The sequence below is a fragment of the Mycobacterium hainanense genome, from assembly GCF_041890355.1.
Classification (GTDB): Bacteria; Actinomycetota; Actinomycetes; order Mycobacteriales; family Mycobacteriaceae; genus Mycobacterium; species Mycobacterium hainanense.
Genome location: NZ_CP169059.1, coordinates 2259842 through 2277976, shown reverse-complemented (window position 1 = coordinate 2277976; position 18135 = coordinate 2259842). Strand labels below are relative to the sequence as shown.

Here is an 18135-nt window from a genome sequence, read left to right as displayed (position 1 = left end):
CGTGTCGCCGCCCAGGACGCACGCCCAATGCCCTCAGCGCACGCCCGGTCGGATCGCAACACACCGCGACCCGTGCTTGGCTGGATGGATGGCCCCCACGAATCCCGATGACGCCGTACGCAGCGCGCAGCAGGTCGTTGACGTCCTGTCGGCGCAGGGCGTGCAATACGTCTTCGGTGTCCCCGGCGCGAAGATCGACGCCGTCTACGACGCGCTAGTGGACTCCGGCCCGCAACTGGTGGTGTGCCGCCACGAACAGAACGCCGCCTTCATGGCCGGGGCGATCGGGCGCATGACCGGCACCCCCGGCGTGGTGCTGGTGACGTCCGGCCCCGGCACCACCAACCTGGCCACCGGCCTGTTGACCGCCAACACCGAACAGGATCCGGTGGTGGCGCTGTGCGGCGCGGTGCGCCGGGTGGATCGCCTCAAGCGCACGCATCAGTCCATGGATGCGGCCGCCATGCTCAGGACGGTCACCAAGTTCACGGGCGAGGTCAATGACCCCGACAACGCCGCCGAGGCCACCATCGGGGCGTTTCGCGCCGCGCTCGGCGAGCCCCGCGGCGCGGCCGCCGTCGTCCTGCCCGCCGATGTCTTGGCCGCGCCGACGACCGCGCGCATCCCGGGCCGGCAGCCGATGCCCCCGTTGGCCGCCGCCCCCGCCGCCTCCATCGCCGAGGCGAACGAGCTGATCCGCGCCGCGCGGCGACCCGCTTTGTTGGTCGGCATGCGCGGCGCCGACCCCGACAGCTGCCTGGCGCTGCGCGCCCTCGTCGCCACGACCGCGCTGCCCGTCGTGGAGACCTTCCAGGCCGCCGGGGTGATCTCCCGCGCGCTGGAGGACAACTTCTTGGGCCGGGTGGGCCTGTTCCGCAACCAACCCGGCGACGTCGTCCTGGCCCACGCCGACGTCCTGATCGCCGTCGGATACGACCCGGTCGAATACGACCCCGTGCTGTGGAACGACGACCCCGGGCGCACCGTCGTGCACATCGATTCGGTCCCCGCCGACATCGACAACCACTACCAACCCACCCTGGAGCTGCTGGGCAACATCGCGGCGACGCTCACCTCGCTGACCGACAAGTTGGCCGGCCTGGCCCTGACCGACGCTTATCAGCGTGAGATCGCCACGCAGCGAAAAGCGTTGAGCGACATCGACACCACGGCCGCCAGGACGGCACCCGACGGTCCAGGCCTCAACCCTGTGGCCGTCGTGCTCCGGCTGCGGGAAGAACTCGACGACACCGCCACCGTCACCTGCGACGTCGGCTCCGTGTACATCTACCTGGCCCGCCATTTCCGCGTGTACGAGCCGCGGCGTCTATTGTTTTCCAACGGTCAACAGACGCTTGGGGTCGCGCTGCCCTGGGCGATGGCCGCGTGCCTGGTGCGGCCCGGAACGCCCGTCGTGTCCGTCTCCGGCGACGGCGGATTCCTTTTCTCCGCGCAGGAACTCGCGACCGCCGCCCATCTCGGGCTCACGTTCACCCACATCGTGTTCCGGGACAACACCTATGACATGGTCGGCTTCCAGGAAACCCTCAAATACGGCCGCAAATCCGGTGTGCAACTGAGTGATTACGACCTCGTCTCCTACGCGGCGGCCTTCGGCGCCCGCGGCTACCGGGTGACGACACTCGGAGAATTCACCGCCACCCTGCGCCAAGCGCTCGCCGAGGACGGGCCGTCGCTTATCGACGTTCCCGTCGACTACAGCCACAACACCGATCTCGCCGCCCAGCTGCACGACGACCCCTTCGAATAAGGATCATGGACACACATTCGGGTGCCTACGAGCGCTTCCGCCGCTGGGCGACAACGCTTCTCACACATCAACGCGCGGACGACGCCGAGGTCTATCAGTTCTCGACGATCGGCGCGCTCCTGGAGGGTGTCTACGACGGCGACGTCACCGTCGCCGAAATCCTGCGCCACGGCGACTTCGGCCTGGGCACCTTCAATCACCTCGACGGCGAGATGGTCATCCTCGACGGCATCTGCTACCGATTGCGCGCCGACGGAACCGCCAGCCGGGCCGCACCGACCGATCGCAGCCCCTTCGCGGCGATCACCCGATTTCACACCGACTTCGAGATCGCGATCCAGACGCGCACCGGGCGCACGGATGTGACCGCCGCGATCGACCGCCAGATCGCCAGCGCCAACCTGATCTACGCCATCCGGATCACCGGGCACTTCGCCGAGCTGCACACCCGCACCGTGATGGCGCAGAAGCCGCCCTACCCGCCGCTGACCCAGGCCACCGAAGAGCAGGCCGAGAAGGCGTTCACGGACGTCTCGGGCACCGTGGTCGGGTTCCGCACCCCCGACTTCGAGCAGGGCATCTCGGTCGCGGGTTATCACCTGCACTTCCTCAACCAAGACCGCACCGGCGGCGGTCACATCCTCGATTTCACCCTCGAGCGCGGGGACGTCGCGGTCAGTGGGGCGTCCCAACTGCATTTGAGCCTGCCCACGTCCGGGGACTTCCTCGGCGCCCAGCTGTCCGGCGCCGACATCGCCGAGCGGATCAACAAAGCCGAAGGGCCCAAGGGCGGGGATTCCACTCAGCGGTAGATTGACGCACTCCGGTAGCCCAAGGCGCGTTGCTACACCCCTTGAAGTCAAGGCGGGATCCGTCGCCATGGCCCGCGATCGTCGCGACTCGGGGTCCCGGCCGGACAACTGTGGTCATCGCAACGACTCCGTCACAGTGCGCAGCCGGCGCAGCTGCTCGATGAATCCGTCCGGGCCGAGGACGGCTATTCGGCACACCAGATGCCGCGCGCCCGCGTCGATGTAGCTCGCCAGCCGTGCGGTCACGGCGTCGGGCGTACCTGCGGCGTACGTCTGGACCTGCTCCATGACATCGATGCCGAAACCGTATGTCCGGGTGGCGAAATGATCCATAGCTGCCCGCCCGTCGTCGGGATCATCGGATATCAGCACGGTCACGAACAGGGCCGGCGTCACCGCGTCGGCGGTGCGGCTCGCGCCCTGGGCCGCGGCACGCACCTCGGCAAGCCCAGACGAATATGCCTGCGGCGCAGGAGGATAGGGGAGCCATCCATCGTAGAAGCGGCCGGTCCGTGCCCGCGCGCCCGGCGTGTCGGCGGCCAGCCAGACCGGCGGGTCGGACGCGCCGAACGGCGTGATGCCGGCCGGGATGTCGTTGAGATGCAGCACGGCCCCGTGAAACGAGCTGGTTTCCTTGGTGTTCCACAGCTGGCGCCATAGTGCGACGGTGTCGTCGAGGCGCGCGAAGCGTCGGCGCCATGGAACCTCCGAGGCGGCGTACTCGACCTCGGACAGGCCGGGGAAGCCGGCGCCGACCGCCACCGCCAACCGCCCACCCGACAGCCGATCGATGGAGGCCAGGACCCGCGCGGTCTGCACCGGCCGCCGCAGCACCGGCTGCAAGGCGGCGGTCCCCAGGGTGATCCGGTCGGTGACCGCGGCCGCCGCCGACAGAAACGTCAGGACTTCGATGCGCGGGCGCACCAACGAGTCGTTTGCCCACAGCGAGTCGAACCCCAGATCCTCGACGGCGCGGGCGAAGTCGAGGAGGCGGCGCAGATCGGCACCGGCCCAGGGCTCGGCGGCCAGGGGCGGCATCACACCGAGGCGGAGTGGCTGATTCATACGGCGATCGTGTCGCGCACGCTGGGGCGCGGCAATTCCCTCGAAGGAATAGCGGCCAGCGCCGCCAGCGGGTTGACTGTTTGCATGTCGGTTTCGGTGCAGGGCGACTTCGGCACGGCGCTGCGGGAGTGGCGTAATCGGCGACGGCTCAGCCAGATCGACCTGGCCAACGATGCCGGCACCACCCAACGGCACCTGAGCTACTTGGAGCAGGGTCGATCGGTGCCGGGGCGCGACATCGTCAGCCGCCTGGCCGACTCGCTGCAGCTGTCGCTGCGGCAACGCAACTCGTTGCTTTCCGCGGCGGGGTTCGCGCCCGCGTATCCGGAGTCAGCGCCGGACGCGCCACTGTTGCAACCGGTGCGCCAGGCGCTGCAGCATGTGCTCGACGGCCATCTGCCTTATCCGGCGATGGTGATGGATGGCTTCGGCGAGTTGGTCGCCGCCAACTGCGCGTTTGGACTGCTGACCGATGGGGTGGCGGAGTGGTTGCTGAGGGCGCCGGTCAACGTGTTGCGCATCGCGCTGCATCCAGAGGGCATGGCGGCGCGCATCGTGAACCTCGATGATTGGCGGCGCCACATCCTGCATGGGCTGCGCGAGCGCGGTCCACACCCGCGCATCGATGCGCTGATCGAGGAACTCGAGGGATACGGCTTGCCGGTGCCGGGCGGGCGGCCGATCGAATCGCTCGGGTTCGCGGTGCCGCTGCACCTGCGCTCCCCCGACGGTGACGTGCGCCTGATAGCGACGATCTCGACGTTCGTCACGGCGCTCGATGTCACCGTGTCGGAGCTGCGCCTCGAGGCGTTCCTGCCCGCCGACCGGGAAACCGCCGCGATTCTCGCCCGCCGTCACGTCAGGTGAGGCGAATTCATGGACTGTTCAGGCCAGCGTCAAGTCCACATTGTTGAGTGCACATGCGGGCCGCGTGTCCTCACGTTATGCGTGTTGTACAGGTCGCCAACTTCTACGGCCCTCGCTCGGGCGGCCTTCGCACCGCGGTCGATCGGCTGGGCGCCGAATATTGCGCCGGCGGCCACGAGGTCTTCCTGATCGTTCCCGGCCAGCGTGCCGAGCGCAGCCAGCTGCGCACCGGCGTGGTCCGAATCACCCTGCCCGCGCGCCTGATTCCCCTCACCGGCGGCTATCGCGCCGTGATGCCGGGGCCGGTCAAGGCGCTCCTGGAGGCCCTGCGGCCCGACGCGTTGGAGGTGTCCGACCGACTCACGCTGCGGTCGCTGGGCCGGTGGGGCCGCGACCACGGCGCCACGACCGTGATGATCTCCCATGAGCGGCTGGATCGTCTTGTGGGGCAAGTACTTCCCCATCGCGCCGCGGTGAGGTTCGCCGATTTGGCCAACGCGCGCACCGCCGCCGACTATGACACGGTGGTGTGCACCACCGGTTTCGCGCGTGAGGAATTCGACCGCATCGGCGCGACGAACACCGTGACCGTCCCGTTGGGTGTGGACCTGCAGACCTTTCACCCGCGCCGGCATTCGTACCTGCTGCGGCGCCGCTGGGCCGAACCGACGCAGCTGCTGCTGGTCCATTGCGGTCGGCTGTCGGTGGAAAAGCGCGTCGACCGCAGCATCGACGCCATCGGCGAGTTGTGCCACGCCGGGGTCGATGCCCGGCTCGTCGTCGTGGGTGAGGGTCCGTTGCGGGCCAGGCTGGAACGCCAGGCGGCGCGGCTGCCGGTGGACTTCACGGGTTTCATCTCCGACCGACACACGGTGGCCGGGCTGCTGGCGTCCGCCGACGTGACGCTGGCGCCCGGGCCGCACGAGACGTTCGGGCTGGCCGCGCTGGAATCGCTGGCGTGCGGGACGCCCGCCGTCGTCTCGCGCACCTCGGCGCTGACCGAGATCATCACTCCGGACAGCGGCGCCTCGGCGGACAATCACCCGGCCGCCATCGCGCGGGCGGTCGGCGCCGTCACCAGCCGTCCGGAGCATCACCGTCGCGTGTCCGCACGACGCCGCGCCGAGGACTTCACCTGGCATCGGGCGGCGACGGGCATGCTGGCCTCGTTGGGGGCGTTTACGGCGGACGAGGACGACGCCGAGCACACGGCGTAACGCTAGTAGGTTCGCGGCAGCGCGGAAACCAGCGTTTCGGCCTCCGCTCGCGTCAGCGTCGTGACGCTTCCGTCCGGTACGCGGTACTCCTCAACAGGACGCTACGCCGCTGCTTTGCTGAGCGGGACGGCTTTTGCCACCCGCTAGGCTGAATCGGTGGAGCCGCGGGACCAGGTTTTGATCACCGTCACGGAGTTGGCCGGCCTCATCGAGGCCCCTGCTCCGATGACCATCCTCGACGTGCGCTGGCGGCTCGACGAGCCCGACGGGCGGCCCGCCTACCTGGAGGGCCACATACCGGGCGCCGTGTATGCCTCGCTCGAGGATGAGCTCAGCGACCACTCGGTCACCGGTCGCGGCCGCCACCCGCTGCCGTCGGGCAGCAACCTGCAGGCCGCCGCCCGCCGATGGGGCGTCCGGCACGACTCGCTGGTGGTGGTCTATGACGACTGGAATCGCGCCGGTTCGGCGCGCGCGTGGTGGGTGCTGACCGCGGCCGGCCTGCCGAATGTCCGCATTCTGGACGGCGGTCTGGCCGCCTGGCGGGCGTCCGGCCGGAGCCTCGAAACCGGCCCTGTCGCACCGCAACCCGGGAATGTCACTGTGCCACAGGACGATCTCTACGCCGGGAGCCGCCCCACGCTGACGGCCGAGCAAGCGGGCGCCGGCGGCGTGACGTTGCTGGACGCGCGGGCGCCAGAACGCTTCCGCGGTGAGGTCGAACCGCTCGACCCCGCGGCCGGGCACATCCCCGGCGCGACGAACCTGCCGAGCACCGCCGTCCTGGCCGCCGATGGCACGTTCGTCGGGGACCACGCACTCGCCCAACTGCTCGCCGAGCGCGGGATCGAACGTGATGGCGCCTTGGGCGCCTACTGCGGCTCCGGCGTGACGGCCAGCGTCACGATCGCCGCGCTCGCGGCGGCGGGCCTGGAGGCGGCGCTGTTTCCCGGGTCGTGGTCGCAGTGGTGCTCGGATCCGGGGCGCGCGGTGGCCGTCGGCCCCGACTGACGGTCAAGCACCGCCCCAGCTTTGCAGGAAGGCGGCGGTCACCCGGGCGGCGTTGTTCGCCGCGATCCGCTTGTAGCAGAAGAACTGAAACGGAAAGCCCGGCAGGTGAAGCGGGTCGCCCGGCCCATCCGTGATCCCGCGGATGCCGAGGAACGGGACACCGCGCGCATCAGCCACCGTTTTTGCGGCCGCCGTCTCCATGTCGGTCGCGTCGAAGGCCGGGTCCGCCGCCGAGACGATGTTCAGGTTGCTGATCAGGGCGCTTCGCACCCACCGGCCCGCCGCCTCCCGGAAGTTGCCGGTGTATCGGAATGAGCGGTCGGGGGCCCTGCGCGGTTGGCAGCCGAAGACGGCCCCGCCGTTCGGGATGCAGGGGAACGCCACGCCGTTGTTGTTGTCCCAGCTGCGACCGTCGCCGCCGACGACGACTTGCGGCCGGCGGCGCAGATCGATCCCGTGGGTTCCGCTTTCCAGTGCGACAGACAGCCTTTCGGCCGCGGCCAGCATGGTGGGATCAACCGGGCTAAACGTGTTGCCGTTGTCCAGTGTCCAGCGCGCCGGTATGGCAACATCCGCGATCCTGGTCCGCGCCGCCCCACCGGCGACGCCCGAAAACACCACCGCGCCAATCCCGAATCGGGTCAACGCGGCCTCGGTGGTGTCGACCGCGTTCACCAGGCCGATGCCGGTCATCGCCACGACCACGTTGCCGCCGGCGATCGAGCCGAGGTAGAAGTGCCGCCTGTCGACAATCACCACTGGATCGGGATCGAGCGTGGTACGCCACAGGATCGCGTCGGCCTCGGCCGGAAAGGCCGAGAGCACCAGCGTGCGTCGCTCACCACCTCCGCCCATCGCACCAGTAAACGCCACGAGACACCGCGGCTTCACCGATTCCGGTGCGCCACGCGCAGGTCAGCGACTAATCTCAGCGGCGTTGCAGCCACCCCGGGGGGCGCGGCCCGACGAGGAGTCACGCTTATGCTCGAAGTGATCGAAAAAACGCCGGGCGGCGAAACGCACAAGCCGCCGGTGCTATTCGTGCACGGCGCCTGGCATGGCGCCTGGTGTTGGGACGAGCATTTTCTGGACTACTTCGCGGGCAAGGGTCACCGAGCCCTGGCCGTCAGCCTGCGCGGTCACGGAAAAAGCCCGGCCCCCAAGTCGAAGCGACTGTGCTCGATCGCGGACTTCGTTGCCGACGTCGCCGCTGTTGCCGACGGCCTGCCCGTACGACCGGTCGTGGTCGGTCACTCCCTGGGTGGCTTCGTGGTGCAGAAGTATCTCGAATCGCACCACGCCGCCGCCGCAGTACTGCTCGCCTCCGCACCCCCGAGCGGCATCCTGGGATTCTTGGCCCGCCGGCTGAAGCGACATCCCTGGTACACCGCCAGCGGCCTGGCCATCACCAAGTCGCTGCGCGGTGTCGGCGGCACACCAGAGTTGGCCCGCGAAACCTTCTTCTCGCGGTCGCACTCCGAAACCGATGTGGCGCGCTATACCGCGGAACTCTGCGAAGAGTATGCCCTGAGGATCGCGATCGACATGTTGTGGCATGACCTGCCCCGGCCGCACCTCGTCAGCTCCCCGCTGCTCGTGCTGGGGGCCGGGGACGACGTCTGCTTCACGCCGCAGGAAGTAAGGGCCACCGCGGCCGCCTACCACACCGACGCCGAAATCTTCCCTAAGATGAGCCACGACATGATGCTCGACCCGGGGTGGCTCGCCGTCGCCGAACGAATCCATGCATGGCTCGAAACGTCCGTGCCCGCAATATGATTGCGCAATGACGGGCCGGCTCGACGGCAAGGTCGCGATCATCACCGGGGCCAGCACCGGCTTGGGACCCGTGCTCGGTTCGGTGTTCGTGCGCGAAGGCGCCCGGGTACTGCTGGCCGCCCGCCGCGAAGAGCTCGTGCGCGAAGCCGCCCGGGCGGCGGGTCCCGGTGCCGTCGCGATGCGCGCCGACGTGACCGACGAGCGCGACGTAGCGGCCATGGTGGCGCGCGCCGTCGACGAATTCGGCCATGTCGACATCCTGTGCAACAACGCCGCCGCGCCCGGACAGGACCGGTGGATCTGGGAGCAGACCCTGGACAACTGGAACGCCACGATCGCCATCGACCTCACCGCGGCTATGCTGTGCACCCGCGAAGTGCTCAACCAATCGATGCTCGGGCGCCGGCGCGGAGTGATCATCAACTTCTCCTCCACGGCAGGCTATTCCGGCGTCGCCCGCAAGAGCCACTACGTCACCGCCAAGGCGTCGCTGCGGGCCTTCACCAAGGCGGTGGCGCTGGAGGTCGGCCCACACGGCATCCGGTGCAATTGCGTCGTGCCAGGGGCCATCGACACCGAGCTGTGGCGTCGGTGGGTGCAACGCACCGCGGACGAGCAGGGGGTCGACTTCGCCACCCAGCGGACGAAGGCACTCAAAGGCGTTGCGCTGCAAGATATATCGACCACCGATGATGTGGCCAACTTGGCGTTGTTCCTGGCCAGCGACGAAAGCCGCACCATCACCGGCCAATCGATCCCGGTCGACGCCGGAGGATACATGCAGGGATGATCCCACGACTCTCGGTGGCCACACCCGTGGTGACCATGTTCCCGAAGGCCAGCGGCGAGTGGGAAAAACACGCCTCCATCGAGGAGCTGGCCCGCATCGCCGAAGCCGCGGACCGGCTCGGCTACCACCATTTGACCTGCAGCGAGCACATCGCGCTGCCCGCCCGCGAGACCGACCGCCGCGGCGCCCGTTACTGGGATCCGCTGGCCACCTTCGGTTACCTGGCCGCGCGCACCCGACGAATCCGGTTGGCCACCAACGTCCTGGTGCTCGGGTACCACCATCCGCTCGAGATCGCCAAGCGTTACGGCACGTTGGACAAAGTCAGCAACGGCAGGCTCATCCTCGGTGTCGGCGTGGGCAGCCTCAAAGAAGAGTTCGACCTCATCGGCGCGCCCTTCGACGACCGCGGATCGCGCGGCGATGACGCCCTCAAGGCGCTACGCGCGTCGCTGTCGGTCCCCCAACCCGCCTACCATGGCGAGTTCTATGCGTTCGACGGCATGGTCGTGGACCCGTGCGCCGTACAGGAGCGTGTCCCGCTCTGGGTCGGCGGCCGCACGGTGCGATCGCTGCGCCGCGCCGTGACGTTGGCCGACGGCTGGGCGCCCTTCAGCGTAGGCCTGCGCCAAGCGCGAGACTGGTTGGGCCGCTTCGAGCTTCGCCCGGGATTCGAGGTCGTCCTGTCGCCACCGACACCGCTGGACCCGATCAACGAGCCGGAACGCGCCCGCGACGCCATCGGGCAAGCCGCCGCACACGGCGCCACGATCGTGCCCGCCGCCTTCCTGCACACCTCCTTGCAGCATTACCTGGACCACCTGCACGCGCTCGCCGAACTGCATGATCCCGGGGGCGCCCCGTGATACGCGTCAGGGCAGGCGTATTCAGCCTCACCGCCGCCGCGCCGCCCGGCGACGACGGCAGCTACCTGCGTTGGCACCTGCTGGATCACATGCCGGAGCAGTATCAGCTGCCGGGCATCGTGTACGGGCTGCGCTGGATCGCCGACGGCGACTACCCGCGGCACCGCGTGGCCGGAAACGGCCCCCTGGCCGAGATCGCCAACACGGTGCATTACCTGGTCGGTGATTCCGTCGAGGAAACGTTCGACGACTTCGTCACGCTCGGCCGGGCGCTGCGCGAGAACGGCCGATTCCCCGTCGTCCGGCCGTCGCTGCAAGTCGCCGGCCTGCGGCTGCTGCAGTGGCAATCGGCACCGCACGCGCTCATTTCCGCCGAGGTGGTGCCGTTTCGACCGCATCGCGGCGTCGCCCTCATCGTCGAAGAACCCGTTGACGGGCGCCGCCCGGACGAGTGGCTGCAATGGCTGCACGCCGAGCACCATCCCGCGCTGCTCGCCACGCCGGGCACGGCTGGCGCGTGGACGTTTGGCTCCAGCACCGGATGGAGCCACCTGCCGCGAGGATGGCACACGGACTTCCAGTACATCACCGTGGTTTACCTGGATGCCGATCCGCTGACCACCACCGACGCGCTGGCAACCCGCCTGGAGGACCGTTGGCGATCGGGCGCCGTTAGGCCATTGTTTGCCGGACCGCTGCGCAGCATGGTCGGATGGGAAGCCTGGCAATAAACCGTAGGGGTCAGTTCAATCACCGGGCCGGGACCCCGCGATGCTTCGACTTCTGCGAAAGGCGTGCGTGTGAACCAGATCCGAGTTGGACTAAGCACCCAGCTCCTCAATTCCCGGTATTCCGCGACCATGCTCCCTCGCACCACCGTCCGGATGGCCGCGGCCGGCGGTGTGGATTCCTACTGGGTGGCCGATCACATGAATTCGCTGTACCCGCGCTCGATCGCGACGCCGGACTACCTTGGTGTCGCCAAATTCGTGCCTAAGGTCGACGCCCAACTCGAACCGTGGACGATGCTCGGATACCTTGCCTCCCGCAAAGGCTTTGGACGGCTGCGGCTAGGTGTCGGCGTTACCGACGCCAATCGACGTCACCCCGCAGTCACCGCGCAGGCTGCGGCCACGTTGCACTTGATGAGCCGCGGCCGCGCCATCCTGGGCATCGGTGTCGGAGAGCGAGAGGGCAATGAGCCCTACGGGGTGGACTGGACCAAACCGGTGGCGCGCTTTGAAGAGGCGATCGCCACCATCCGTGCGCTCTGGAACTCCGGCGGCGAACTCATCTCGCGTGAGTCGCCGTACTTCCCGCTGCGTAACGCCGTGTTCGACCTGCCGCCCTACCGTGGCAAATGGCCCGAGATATGGATCGCCGCCAAGGGGCCGCGAATGCTGCGAGCGACCGGAAGATACGCCGACGCTTGGTTTCCCGGGCTGATTTCGCGACCGGCAGACTACGCATCAGGTCTCGAAGCGGTGCGAACGGCGGCGTCCAACGTCGGGCGCGACCCTGGATCCATCACGCCGGCGTTGTCGATCTTTGTCGTCACCGGGCGTAGCCGCGACGACGTGGAGGAGACCCTGAACTCGGATGCCGCGAAAGCCTTCGCGCTCATCATTCCGGGCCAGGTATGGGCCGACCATGGCGTGCGACATCCCCTCGGACATGATTTCTCAGGCGCTCAGGACCTGATCCCGCAAACGTTGGACCAGCAGACGGTGTTGTCGTACATCAAAGACGTCCCGGCATCGATGCTCAAAGAGGTGCTGCTGGCCGGGACGCCCGACGAGGTCATCGATCGGGCCGCGCAATGGCGCGACCACGGCGTGCGCTACCTGGTCGTCAACAACGTGAGTATCCTGCAGCCGACCCTTCGGAAAGGCCTCGCCACTTACGCGCCCTTCGTGAAGATTCTCCGCGGGCTGAAGAAGCTGTGAATCGTCCCCCGAGCGAACGGAACCTCGTCGGCGTTGGGGTCGGAACGCCGAAACCCGCTTGCTTCACGAGGTTTGCTGCGACACCGCGGGAACGCGGTAGCCGTAGCGGTCAATGACTTCTCCCCAGCGGTCGTCGAGGACCGCGCGCTGCTCGGCGGTCAGCTCGTAGGTGTTCGTTGCGTAGTGCTCATGGTCGGCGAGATACTGTCGCAGGCGCGGCAGGTACTGCTCGAAATTCCCCAGTCCCAAGTGCTCGTACAGCCGGCGCAGCTGCCCCTCGGGGTCGGCGATCAACTCCTCATAGCGCAGTTCGTAAAAGCGCGAGGGGTCAACCAGTGCTCGCCCTTCGTCCACTTTGCGATACAGGTCTACATACGTCGCGAGAACTCTCTCGTCCAGACCCTCGAATGTCGGTTTCTGCAGGCTGTGTACACGGGATAACGACTTGAGGAGATGAATGCTCGACGGATAAACCACATACGGGTCTCGGACGATATGAATGAACTTCGCCAGCGGAAAGACGTCCAACAGCACCTTCATTCGGAAGCTGTGGTTTGGATTTTTCAGGATCACCGTCTTGCGGTGGCGGAAGTACAGCTGCTGGACGAACCGGTAGAGGGGCCGTTTCCAGGCTTCTAGTTCTTGCGCCGTCAACTGCTCCAAATCCAGATACCGCTCATGCTCCGGCGGCCGGTTCGGGAACGCCAGCGTCAGGTACGGCGACGGCTGCCCCTGCATGACCCAGACGAACTCGTCTTCCTGTGGGTGATTCAGACTCGAATCCATGTTGTCCATGGCACGATGCTTCGAGACCATGAACCCCACCAACGGCGCGAACCGCTCGGTCACCAAAAAGTGTTGGGGTGCAACGCATTCGTAGCCCGTGGGACCGATGTGTCGATCGTCGAGAACCAACAGCTCGTGCAACAACGTAGTGCCGGTGCGCCAGTGGCCGATGATGAAGATGGGCGGGTCGGCGATCGGCGTGTTGGCCACTCGCCTAGCGAACAGAATATTCTGCAAAAGCCCCAGACACGAATTCACAACGCTGACAAGGGTGTAAAAAACCGCGTAGTGCCAGCGACTCCAGTGCACGGCGAAACGGTTGCGGATCAGCAGGCGCATCCATGCCGAGAAATTGCAACCGATCCACACCGGCGCCGCCCACTCACGCCACCTGACGAATAGCGACGCCGAGCTGGGATGTCTCATGGGTGGCGAGGTATCGCTATACGGTTTGGCGAGGCGTCACGGCGATCCGTAGCCGGGTCAGGCCACGAAGGTTGGCATTGGTCGTCCACTCCGGCGGGCCGAGCACCTCTATCCGGTCGATGTTGGCGACGATCTCGCCCAGCACCGCCTGGCCTTCCATCCGCGCCAGCTGGCTCCCGGGACACGAGTGGATACCCGAGCCGAATGCGAGATTCCCGGTCGGATTGCGGTCGGCGCGAAACACATCGGGATCGTCGTATTGCCGCGGGTCACGATTGGCTGCGGCCCACGCAAGCATCACCAGGGAGCCTGCCGGGATGACGACATCGCCGATGGTGTAGTCGATGCGCGTTGTGCGGCAAACGTTTTGGACCGGCGACATGAATCGAAGTTGCTCCTCGATCGCCGACGGGATCAGATCTGGTCGCTGCGCAAGAAGCCTGAATTGGTCTGGGAAGTCGGCCAGCGTGAGAAACAAGGTACTGATCATATTCGCCGTGGTCTCATATCCTGCAACCAGCAACAACACGGCAAACAAGGACAATTCGCTGTCGCTGAGCCGACCGTGCTCGGCGTGCTCGACGAGCTGCCCGAGAATGGTGGACTCGCTCAGTAACCCGTTGTCACGCCGATGGGTGAAGAGCGCACGCAATTGCCGAAATCCGGCGAACCCCCGCACCAACGAAATCAGGCCCGGACCCGACAGATTGACGTCGGTGATGCAAATCGCCCGGTTGGACAAACGGCGGAAAGCGGCCTCGTCGCCGCCCGCTACACCGAGAACGTTGGTGATGGTGCGCATCGCCATCGGTGTGGCCACGGCGGAGACGACGTCCGCGGTTTGCTGTGCCACCAGCCCGCCGACCAACTCCCGGGCAAGGTGGTTGACCGTCGGGCGCCAGGCCTCCAGCGCGCCGCGCGTCAAGCCCGGCGCCAGCTGCTTACGCATCCCGGTGTGCACGGGCGGATCGGACGTGGGGAGGAAAGGGGGCGATCCCTGTGAGAAGGTCACTCCTCGGGCGCTGGACAACGCGTCATGGTTACGGGCAGCCTCGCGGACGTCGGCGTGTCGACTCAAGATGTAGACGTCGCGTTTGGGGTTGTACTGCACCCGCTCGCCCGCCAAAAGCTTTCGGTAATGCGGGTACGGGTCGCGGGCTATCGCGGGGTTCAGCGGGTCAAACTCGGTGAATTGCACATGCTTCGGGTCAGGGTTGCCGGCCCGTCTCGACCTGGCCTTCCCTGCGGCGGCCGCAAGTGCCTTCGCCACCATGGGCGCGCACGCCCGTGCGAGCTGTGCGTCACGCCGCATCGTTGCGGCCGCGGGATAGCCACGCCGAGTTGGCACGCGCCGATTCGCGAGCCCGTCAGTCGGCGCGGTCGCGTCGTATGTGGGACGCGCAGAGTTTGACGTGCTGCCATGGAAGGGGCACTGCCCGTGCGGTGCCCAATCCTGTGCTGCTTGGGAACCGGATGCTGTCCCCATCAGCGGCTCCCCCGATGTCAGGTGGTGAGATTACGACAGTGTGCAAGGCTACCGGCGCGCATCCTTGCACGCGCGCCGTTCGCCGTTTGTTCACCGTATGTGAAGCCGACGCTGCTCGCAGTGCAAGCACACTCGGCGGGATGGATCGAGGCCCCTACGCACGCTCCTGACCAGCAAGAATGCGCCGCAGCACGCGGTCATGAGGGTCTTCACGTTAAACTGCTGGGCCGAGCCGGGGATGCGGCGCCCGTGGCGCCCACTTCATTTCGCACAACCGCGCACCGGAAGTGATACGCGAGGACACGCAATGAAATTTGTGCTTGCGAGCTGGGGGAGTCGCGGCGATGTGGAGCCCTGCGCCGCCGTCGGCCGTGAGCTGCTGCGCAGAGGGCACGACGTGCACATGGCAGTCCCGCCCGACATGGTTGGTTTCGTCGAGTCGACTGGGCTTACGGCGGTCGCGTATGGGCTGGATACCGAGGCTTGCGTGGAAGCGCTGCGCAACTTTTGGGCATGTTTATTCGACGGCTTCTGGCGGATCCGAAGCCTGATCACGTTGTGGCGCCAAGCTCGGGAGCTGGCTATGCGGTGCCGGAGCGAGCTGAGCACGACGCTGACGTCTCTGGCGGACGGGGCCGACTTGCTATTCACCGGCCTGGTTTTCGAGCAGCCCGCCGCCAACGTCGCGGAATATTACGACATTCCGTTGGCCACGCTGCATTACTTTCCGGCGCGTGCGAACGGCCAACTCGTTCCGATCCTGCCGGCGCGGTTGATCCGATCCGGAACGACGGTGTGCGAGTGGCTCGTCTGGCGCATGATGAAGAAGGCCGATTGCGCGGAGCGCCGGAAACTGGGCCTGCCGAAGGCAACAGGCCCCACGCCGCGGCGGATCGCCGAACGCGGATCCCTGGAAATTCAGGCCTACGACGAGGTTTGCTTCCCCGGGTTGGCCGTCGAATGGGCGGCGTGGGATGGGCGACGTCCTTTTGTCGGTGCGCTGACGATGGAGCTGACGGCGGATGCCGATGATGCCGTCGCTTCGTGGATCGCCGCAGGCACACCGCCGATTTGCTTCAGTTTTGGCAGCATGCCGGCGTGCTCCGCCCTCGAATCACTCGCCGACACGGTCGGCATGATCAGCGCCGCCTGCGAGCAGTTGGGCGAGCGGGCGTTGGTTTGCTCCGGCTGGGCGGATTCCAGCGATCTCCCACATTTCGACCACGTCAAGGTGGTGGGAGCGGTGAATTTCGCGACGGCCTTTCCCCGCTGCCGTGCGGCTGTCCATCACGGCGGTGCGGGCACCACGGCAGCAGGCCTGCGCGCCGGAATCCCAACGCTCATCCTCTGGACGTTGCCCGATCAGCCGATGTGGGGCGCTCAGCTCAAACGACTGAAGGTGGGTAGTGCCCGGCGCTTTTCGGCAACTACCGTCGAGACGCTGGTCGCCGACCTGCGCCAGATCCTGGCCCCCGACTACGTTCACCGAGCCCGTGAGCTAGCCAGCCAGATGACCAAACCCGCCGAGAGCGTTGGCCGGGCCGCCGACCTCGTCGAAAACTTCGCACGCTTGAGGCGTGTTGGCTCATACTGACCCACTGTCCGATAAACCCGACAGTCGACTGGTCGCCAGCGAGACGAGACCTTCCCGAAAGGAATGGGACCTATAGTCCTCGCTGACATAGGAGTGAGATGACGAATCGATACATCCTCACGGCCGCTGGCATCGTGTTGGCCGCCGATCTGTCCGGCTGTTCCGGCAAGGCCGCGCAGCCGGCGCCCGCCCCCAGTTCCAGCCCGGCTTCACCGACCACGACCGTCATGATCGACGGAAACAAGCACACCATGACCGCGCGAGTCGAGTGCAGCAGTTCGGCGGCGCAACCGGATGCGTCGCCGCCGGAATCGGGCGATCTCACCACCCGGATCGGCGTACACGACGATACGGCTTCGGTGTCGCTGGCCGTCTCGGACGAGAACCCACCCACGGTGGACGGATTCGCGCTGTCGCTGACGCTGGCAACCGGCCAGTACCAACTCCCCTATCAGGCCACCAAGTCGGCCAATCAGGTCCAGGCGACCAAGCAGGGCAAGAGTTACACGATCACCGGGACCGGCCAGGCGTCGACCCCGGGCCAAAGCGGCACGCGCCCGGTGACTTTCGGGGTGCACGTCACCTGCCCGTGATCGCGGCGCCGCGGACAGGGTCGTCGTCACCTTCCGTAGCGAAGTGGTTGTCTGCCGCGACCCCCTCTGCGATGCTGGCAGCTTGGACATCTTCGCGGAGTGGCAAAGCGGCGATACGGAACTGCGTTGGCGGTCGACGACCGCCGTCAACGACGGGCACGAGGTCGCGGTGTTCAGTCGCCGCTGCGGCACACCCGGGGCGCCCGCCCTGGTGCTCGTGCACGGCTTCCCGACGTCGAGCATCGACTTTTTCGCCCTGGCCGGCGAACTGGGGTCGGAGTTCGACATCTACCTGCTGGACTTTCCGGGTTACGGCCTGTCGGACAAACCGGCTGAGCCGTACGTCTATTCGCTCTACGACGACGCTCGCCTGCTCGTGTACGCGATCACGCAGGTGTGGAACCTGACCGGCTACCGCATGCTCACCCATGACCGTGGCAGCAGCGTCGGCATGATCGCGGTGGAGATGCTGGCGGCCCTGGATCCGCCGGCCGTACCGGTCGACCTCATCGTGACGAACGCCAACATCTACCTGCCGCTGGCCAACCTCACCGTCTTCCAGACCGCGCTGCTCGATCCCGCGACCGGGCGGCCCACCGCGGCGGCGACGACGCCGGAGATGCTGGCCGCCGGCCTGGGAGCCAGCACCTTCATGCCGCGGCGAAACCTGGACGACCCCGAGATCGCAGCGTTGGCGAAGTGCTTCGCCCACAACGATGGAATCCGCGTGCTGCCCGACACCATCCAATACCTCAACGAGCGCGCCGCGGACGAAACAGGTTGGCTGGAAGCGCTTTCCAAGAGTCCGATCGACACCACCGTGGTGTGGGGGTTGCACGACAACGTCGCGCCGCTGCGCGTCGCCAACCATGTCTGGCAGGCGTATCTGAAGACCAAGCCCGGCCGTAACCGCTACTGGGTGGTCCCCGGCGCCGATCACTACCTGCAATGCGACGCCCCGGGGCAGCTGGCCCAGATCGTTCGTCTCACCGCTCAGGGCGGAGACATCCCGTTGCAGACGCTCGGCAACCAGCCCGACGGCGCGGTGTTGATCGACCAAAGCGCTTAATAGCTTGCCTTCTCCGCCGAGCGTCACGCCAGCGTGACGCTCGACCACCAGTGTCAC

Annotated in this window: 17 protein-coding genes; 13 read left to right on the top strand and 4 right to left on the bottom strand. The window is 67.0% G+C overall.

The features are described from left to right. The first annotated feature begins 88 nt into the window (after nucleotides 1–88). Nucleotides 89–1771 (top strand): acetolactate synthase AlsS, encoded by a 1683-nt coding sequence (gene alsS / locus ACEL92_RS10655; protein ID WP_374025530.1) that lies wholly within the window; start codon nucleotides 89–91, stop codon nucleotides 1769–1771. A 5-nt stretch (nucleotides 1772–1776) separates the two neighbouring features. Continuing rightward, entirely contained in the window at nucleotides 1777–2583 is an 807-nt protein-coding gene (gene budA / locus ACEL92_RS10650) for an acetolactate decarboxylase (protein WP_374025529.1), read from the top strand. Between the two features lie 114 nt (nucleotides 2584–2697). Here budA and ACEL92_RS10645 read toward each other — a convergent pair whose 3' ends face one another. Then, on the bottom strand, nucleotides 2698–3648 hold the full coding sequence (locus ACEL92_RS10645) for an LLM class flavin-dependent oxidoreductase (protein WP_374025528.1): 951 nt from the start codon (nucleotides 3646–3648) through the stop codon (nucleotides 2698–2700). An 84-nt stretch (nucleotides 3649–3732) separates the two neighbouring features. Between ACEL92_RS10645 and ACEL92_RS10640 the strand changes: the two genes are divergently transcribed. From ACEL92_RS10640 to ACEL92_RS10630, 3 genes are all read left to right on the top strand, one after another. Then, entirely contained in the window at nucleotides 3733–4515 is a 783-nt protein-coding gene (locus ACEL92_RS10640) for a helix-turn-helix domain-containing protein (protein WP_374025527.1), read from the top strand. A gap of 77 nt (nucleotides 4516–4592) precedes the next feature. Then, nucleotides 4593–5732, top strand: a complete 1140-nt coding sequence (locus tag ACEL92_RS10635; protein WP_374025526.1) for a glycosyltransferase — start codon at nucleotides 4593–4595, stop codon at nucleotides 5730–5732. A gap of 156 nt (nucleotides 5733–5888) precedes the next feature. Continuing rightward, nucleotides 5889–6743 carry a sulfurtransferase gene (locus ACEL92_RS10630; protein ID WP_374025525.1) on the top strand — a complete coding sequence of 285 codons (855 nt, stop codon included), beginning with the start codon at nucleotides 5889–5891 and terminating at the stop codon, nucleotides 6741–6743. 3 nt (nucleotides 6744–6746) lie between these two features. Here ACEL92_RS10630 and ACEL92_RS10625 read toward each other — a convergent pair whose 3' ends face one another. Continuing rightward, a complete protein-coding gene (locus ACEL92_RS10625; protein WP_374025524.1) occupies nucleotides 6747–7598 on the bottom strand; it encodes a hypothetical protein in 852 nt (283 codons plus the stop codon). A 126-nt stretch (nucleotides 7599–7724) separates the two neighbouring features. Between ACEL92_RS10625 and ACEL92_RS10620 the strand changes: the two genes are divergently transcribed. The 5 genes from ACEL92_RS10620 (at nucleotide 7725) to ACEL92_RS10600 (ending at nucleotide 12124) form a co-directional block, all read left to right on the top strand. After that, nucleotides 7725–8522, top strand: coding sequence for an alpha/beta hydrolase (locus ACEL92_RS10620; protein WP_374025523.1), 798 nt, complete (start codon nucleotides 7725–7727; stop codon nucleotides 8520–8522). A gap of 7 nt (nucleotides 8523–8529) precedes the next feature. Next, the gene (locus tag ACEL92_RS10615) at nucleotides 8530–9312 is read left to right on the top strand and encodes an SDR family NAD(P)-dependent oxidoreductase (protein ID WP_374025522.1); all 783 of its coding nucleotides are present in this window, start codon (nucleotides 8530–8532) and stop codon (nucleotides 9310–9312) included. After that, the gene (locus tag ACEL92_RS10610) at nucleotides 9309–10178 is read left to right on the top strand and encodes an LLM class F420-dependent oxidoreductase (protein WP_374025521.1); all 870 of its coding nucleotides are present in this window, start codon (nucleotides 9309–9311) and stop codon (nucleotides 10176–10178) included. The genes ACEL92_RS10615 and ACEL92_RS10610 overlap by 4 nt, the downstream gene beginning before the upstream one ends. Then, nucleotides 10178–10909: a hypothetical protein gene (locus tag ACEL92_RS10605; protein ID WP_374026168.1), complete on the top strand. Its 732-nt coding sequence runs from the start codon at nucleotides 10178–10180 to the stop codon at nucleotides 10907–10909. The genes ACEL92_RS10610 and ACEL92_RS10605 overlap by 1 nt, the downstream gene beginning before the upstream one ends. A gap of 69 nt (nucleotides 10910–10978) precedes the next feature. Continuing rightward, nucleotides 10979–12124: an LLM class flavin-dependent oxidoreductase gene (locus ACEL92_RS10600; RefSeq protein ID WP_374025520.1), complete on the top strand. Its 1146-nt coding sequence runs from the start codon at nucleotides 10979–10981 to the stop codon at nucleotides 12122–12124. 63 nt (nucleotides 12125–12187) lie between these two features. Here ACEL92_RS10600 and ACEL92_RS10595 read toward each other — a convergent pair whose 3' ends face one another. After that, the gene (locus ACEL92_RS10595; protein WP_374025519.1) at nucleotides 12188–13336 is read right to left on the bottom strand and encodes a sulfotransferase; all 1149 of its coding nucleotides are present in this window, start codon (nucleotides 13334–13336) and stop codon (nucleotides 12188–12190) included. 16 nt (nucleotides 13337–13352) lie between these two features. Continuing rightward, nucleotides 13353–14822, bottom strand: a complete 1470-nt coding sequence (locus ACEL92_RS10590; protein ID WP_374025518.1) for a cytochrome P450 — start codon at nucleotides 14820–14822, stop codon at nucleotides 13353–13355. 307 nt (nucleotides 14823–15129) lie between these two features. Between ACEL92_RS10590 and ACEL92_RS10585 the strand changes: the two genes are divergently transcribed. From ACEL92_RS10585 to ACEL92_RS10575, 3 genes are all read left to right on the top strand, one after another. Continuing rightward, entirely contained in the window at nucleotides 15130–16416 is a 1287-nt protein-coding gene (locus ACEL92_RS10585) for a glycosyltransferase (RefSeq protein WP_374025517.1), read from the top strand. Between the two features lie 98 nt (nucleotides 16417–16514). Further along, nucleotides 16515–17009, top strand: coding sequence for a lipoprotein LpqH (locus ACEL92_RS10580; RefSeq protein WP_374025516.1), 495 nt, complete (start codon nucleotides 16515–16517; stop codon nucleotides 17007–17009). Nucleotides 17010–17091: 82 nt separating this feature from the next. After that, entirely contained in the window at nucleotides 17092–18078 is a 987-nt protein-coding gene (locus ACEL92_RS10575) for an alpha/beta fold hydrolase (protein ID WP_374025515.1), read from the top strand. The last annotated feature ends 57 nt before the right edge of the window (nucleotides 18079–18135 follow it).

What these genes read in the sequence shown, in the direction of transcription:
- ACEL92_RS10635 (WP_374025526.1), top strand. Translation starts at nt 4,593, where the DNA reads ATGCGTGTTGTACAGGTCGCCAACTTCTACGGCCCTCGCTCGGGCGGC.
- ACEL92_RS10595 (WP_374025519.1), bottom strand. Translation starts at nt 13,336, where the DNA reads ATGAGACATCCCAGCTCGGCGTCGCTATTCGTCAGGTGGCGTGAGTGG.
- ACEL92_RS10640 (WP_374025527.1), top strand. Translation starts at nt 3,733, where the DNA reads ATGTCGGTTTCGGTGCAGGGCGACTTCGGCACGGCGCTGCGGGAGTGG.
- ACEL92_RS10580 (WP_374025516.1), top strand. Translation starts at nt 16,515, where the DNA reads ATGACGAATCGATACATCCTCACGGCCGCTGGCATCGTGTTGGCCGCC.
- budA (WP_374025529.1), top strand. Translation starts at nt 1,777, where the DNA reads ATGGACACACATTCGGGTGCCTACGAGCGCTTCCGCCGCTGGGCGACA.
- ACEL92_RS10615 (WP_374025522.1), top strand. Translation starts at nt 8,530, where the DNA reads ATGACGGGCCGGCTCGACGGCAAGGTCGCGATCATCACCGGGGCCAGC.
- ACEL92_RS10620 (WP_374025523.1), top strand. Translation starts at nt 7,725, where the DNA reads ATGCTCGAAGTGATCGAAAAAACGCCGGGCGGCGAAACGCACAAGCCG.
- ACEL92_RS10645 (WP_374025528.1), bottom strand. Translation starts at nt 3,648, where the DNA reads ATGAATCAGCCACTCCGCCTCGGTGTGATGCCGCCCCTGGCCGCCGAG.
- ACEL92_RS10610 (WP_374025521.1), top strand. Translation starts at nt 9,309, where the DNA reads ATGATCCCACGACTCTCGGTGGCCACACCCGTGGTGACCATGTTCCCG.
- ACEL92_RS10585 (WP_374025517.1), top strand. Translation starts at nt 15,130, where the DNA reads ATGAAATTTGTGCTTGCGAGCTGGGGGAGTCGCGGCGATGTGGAGCCC.
- ACEL92_RS10590 (WP_374025518.1), bottom strand. Translation starts at nt 14,822, where the DNA reads ATGGGGACAGCATCCGGTTCCCAAGCAGCACAGGATTGGGCACCGCAC.
- alsS (WP_374025530.1), top strand. Translation starts at nt 89, where the DNA reads ATGGCCCCCACGAATCCCGATGACGCCGTACGCAGCGCGCAGCAGGTC.
- ACEL92_RS10625 (WP_374025524.1), bottom strand. Translation starts at nt 7,598, where the DNA reads ATGGGCGGAGGTGGTGAGCGACGCACGCTGGTGCTCTCGGCCTTTCCG.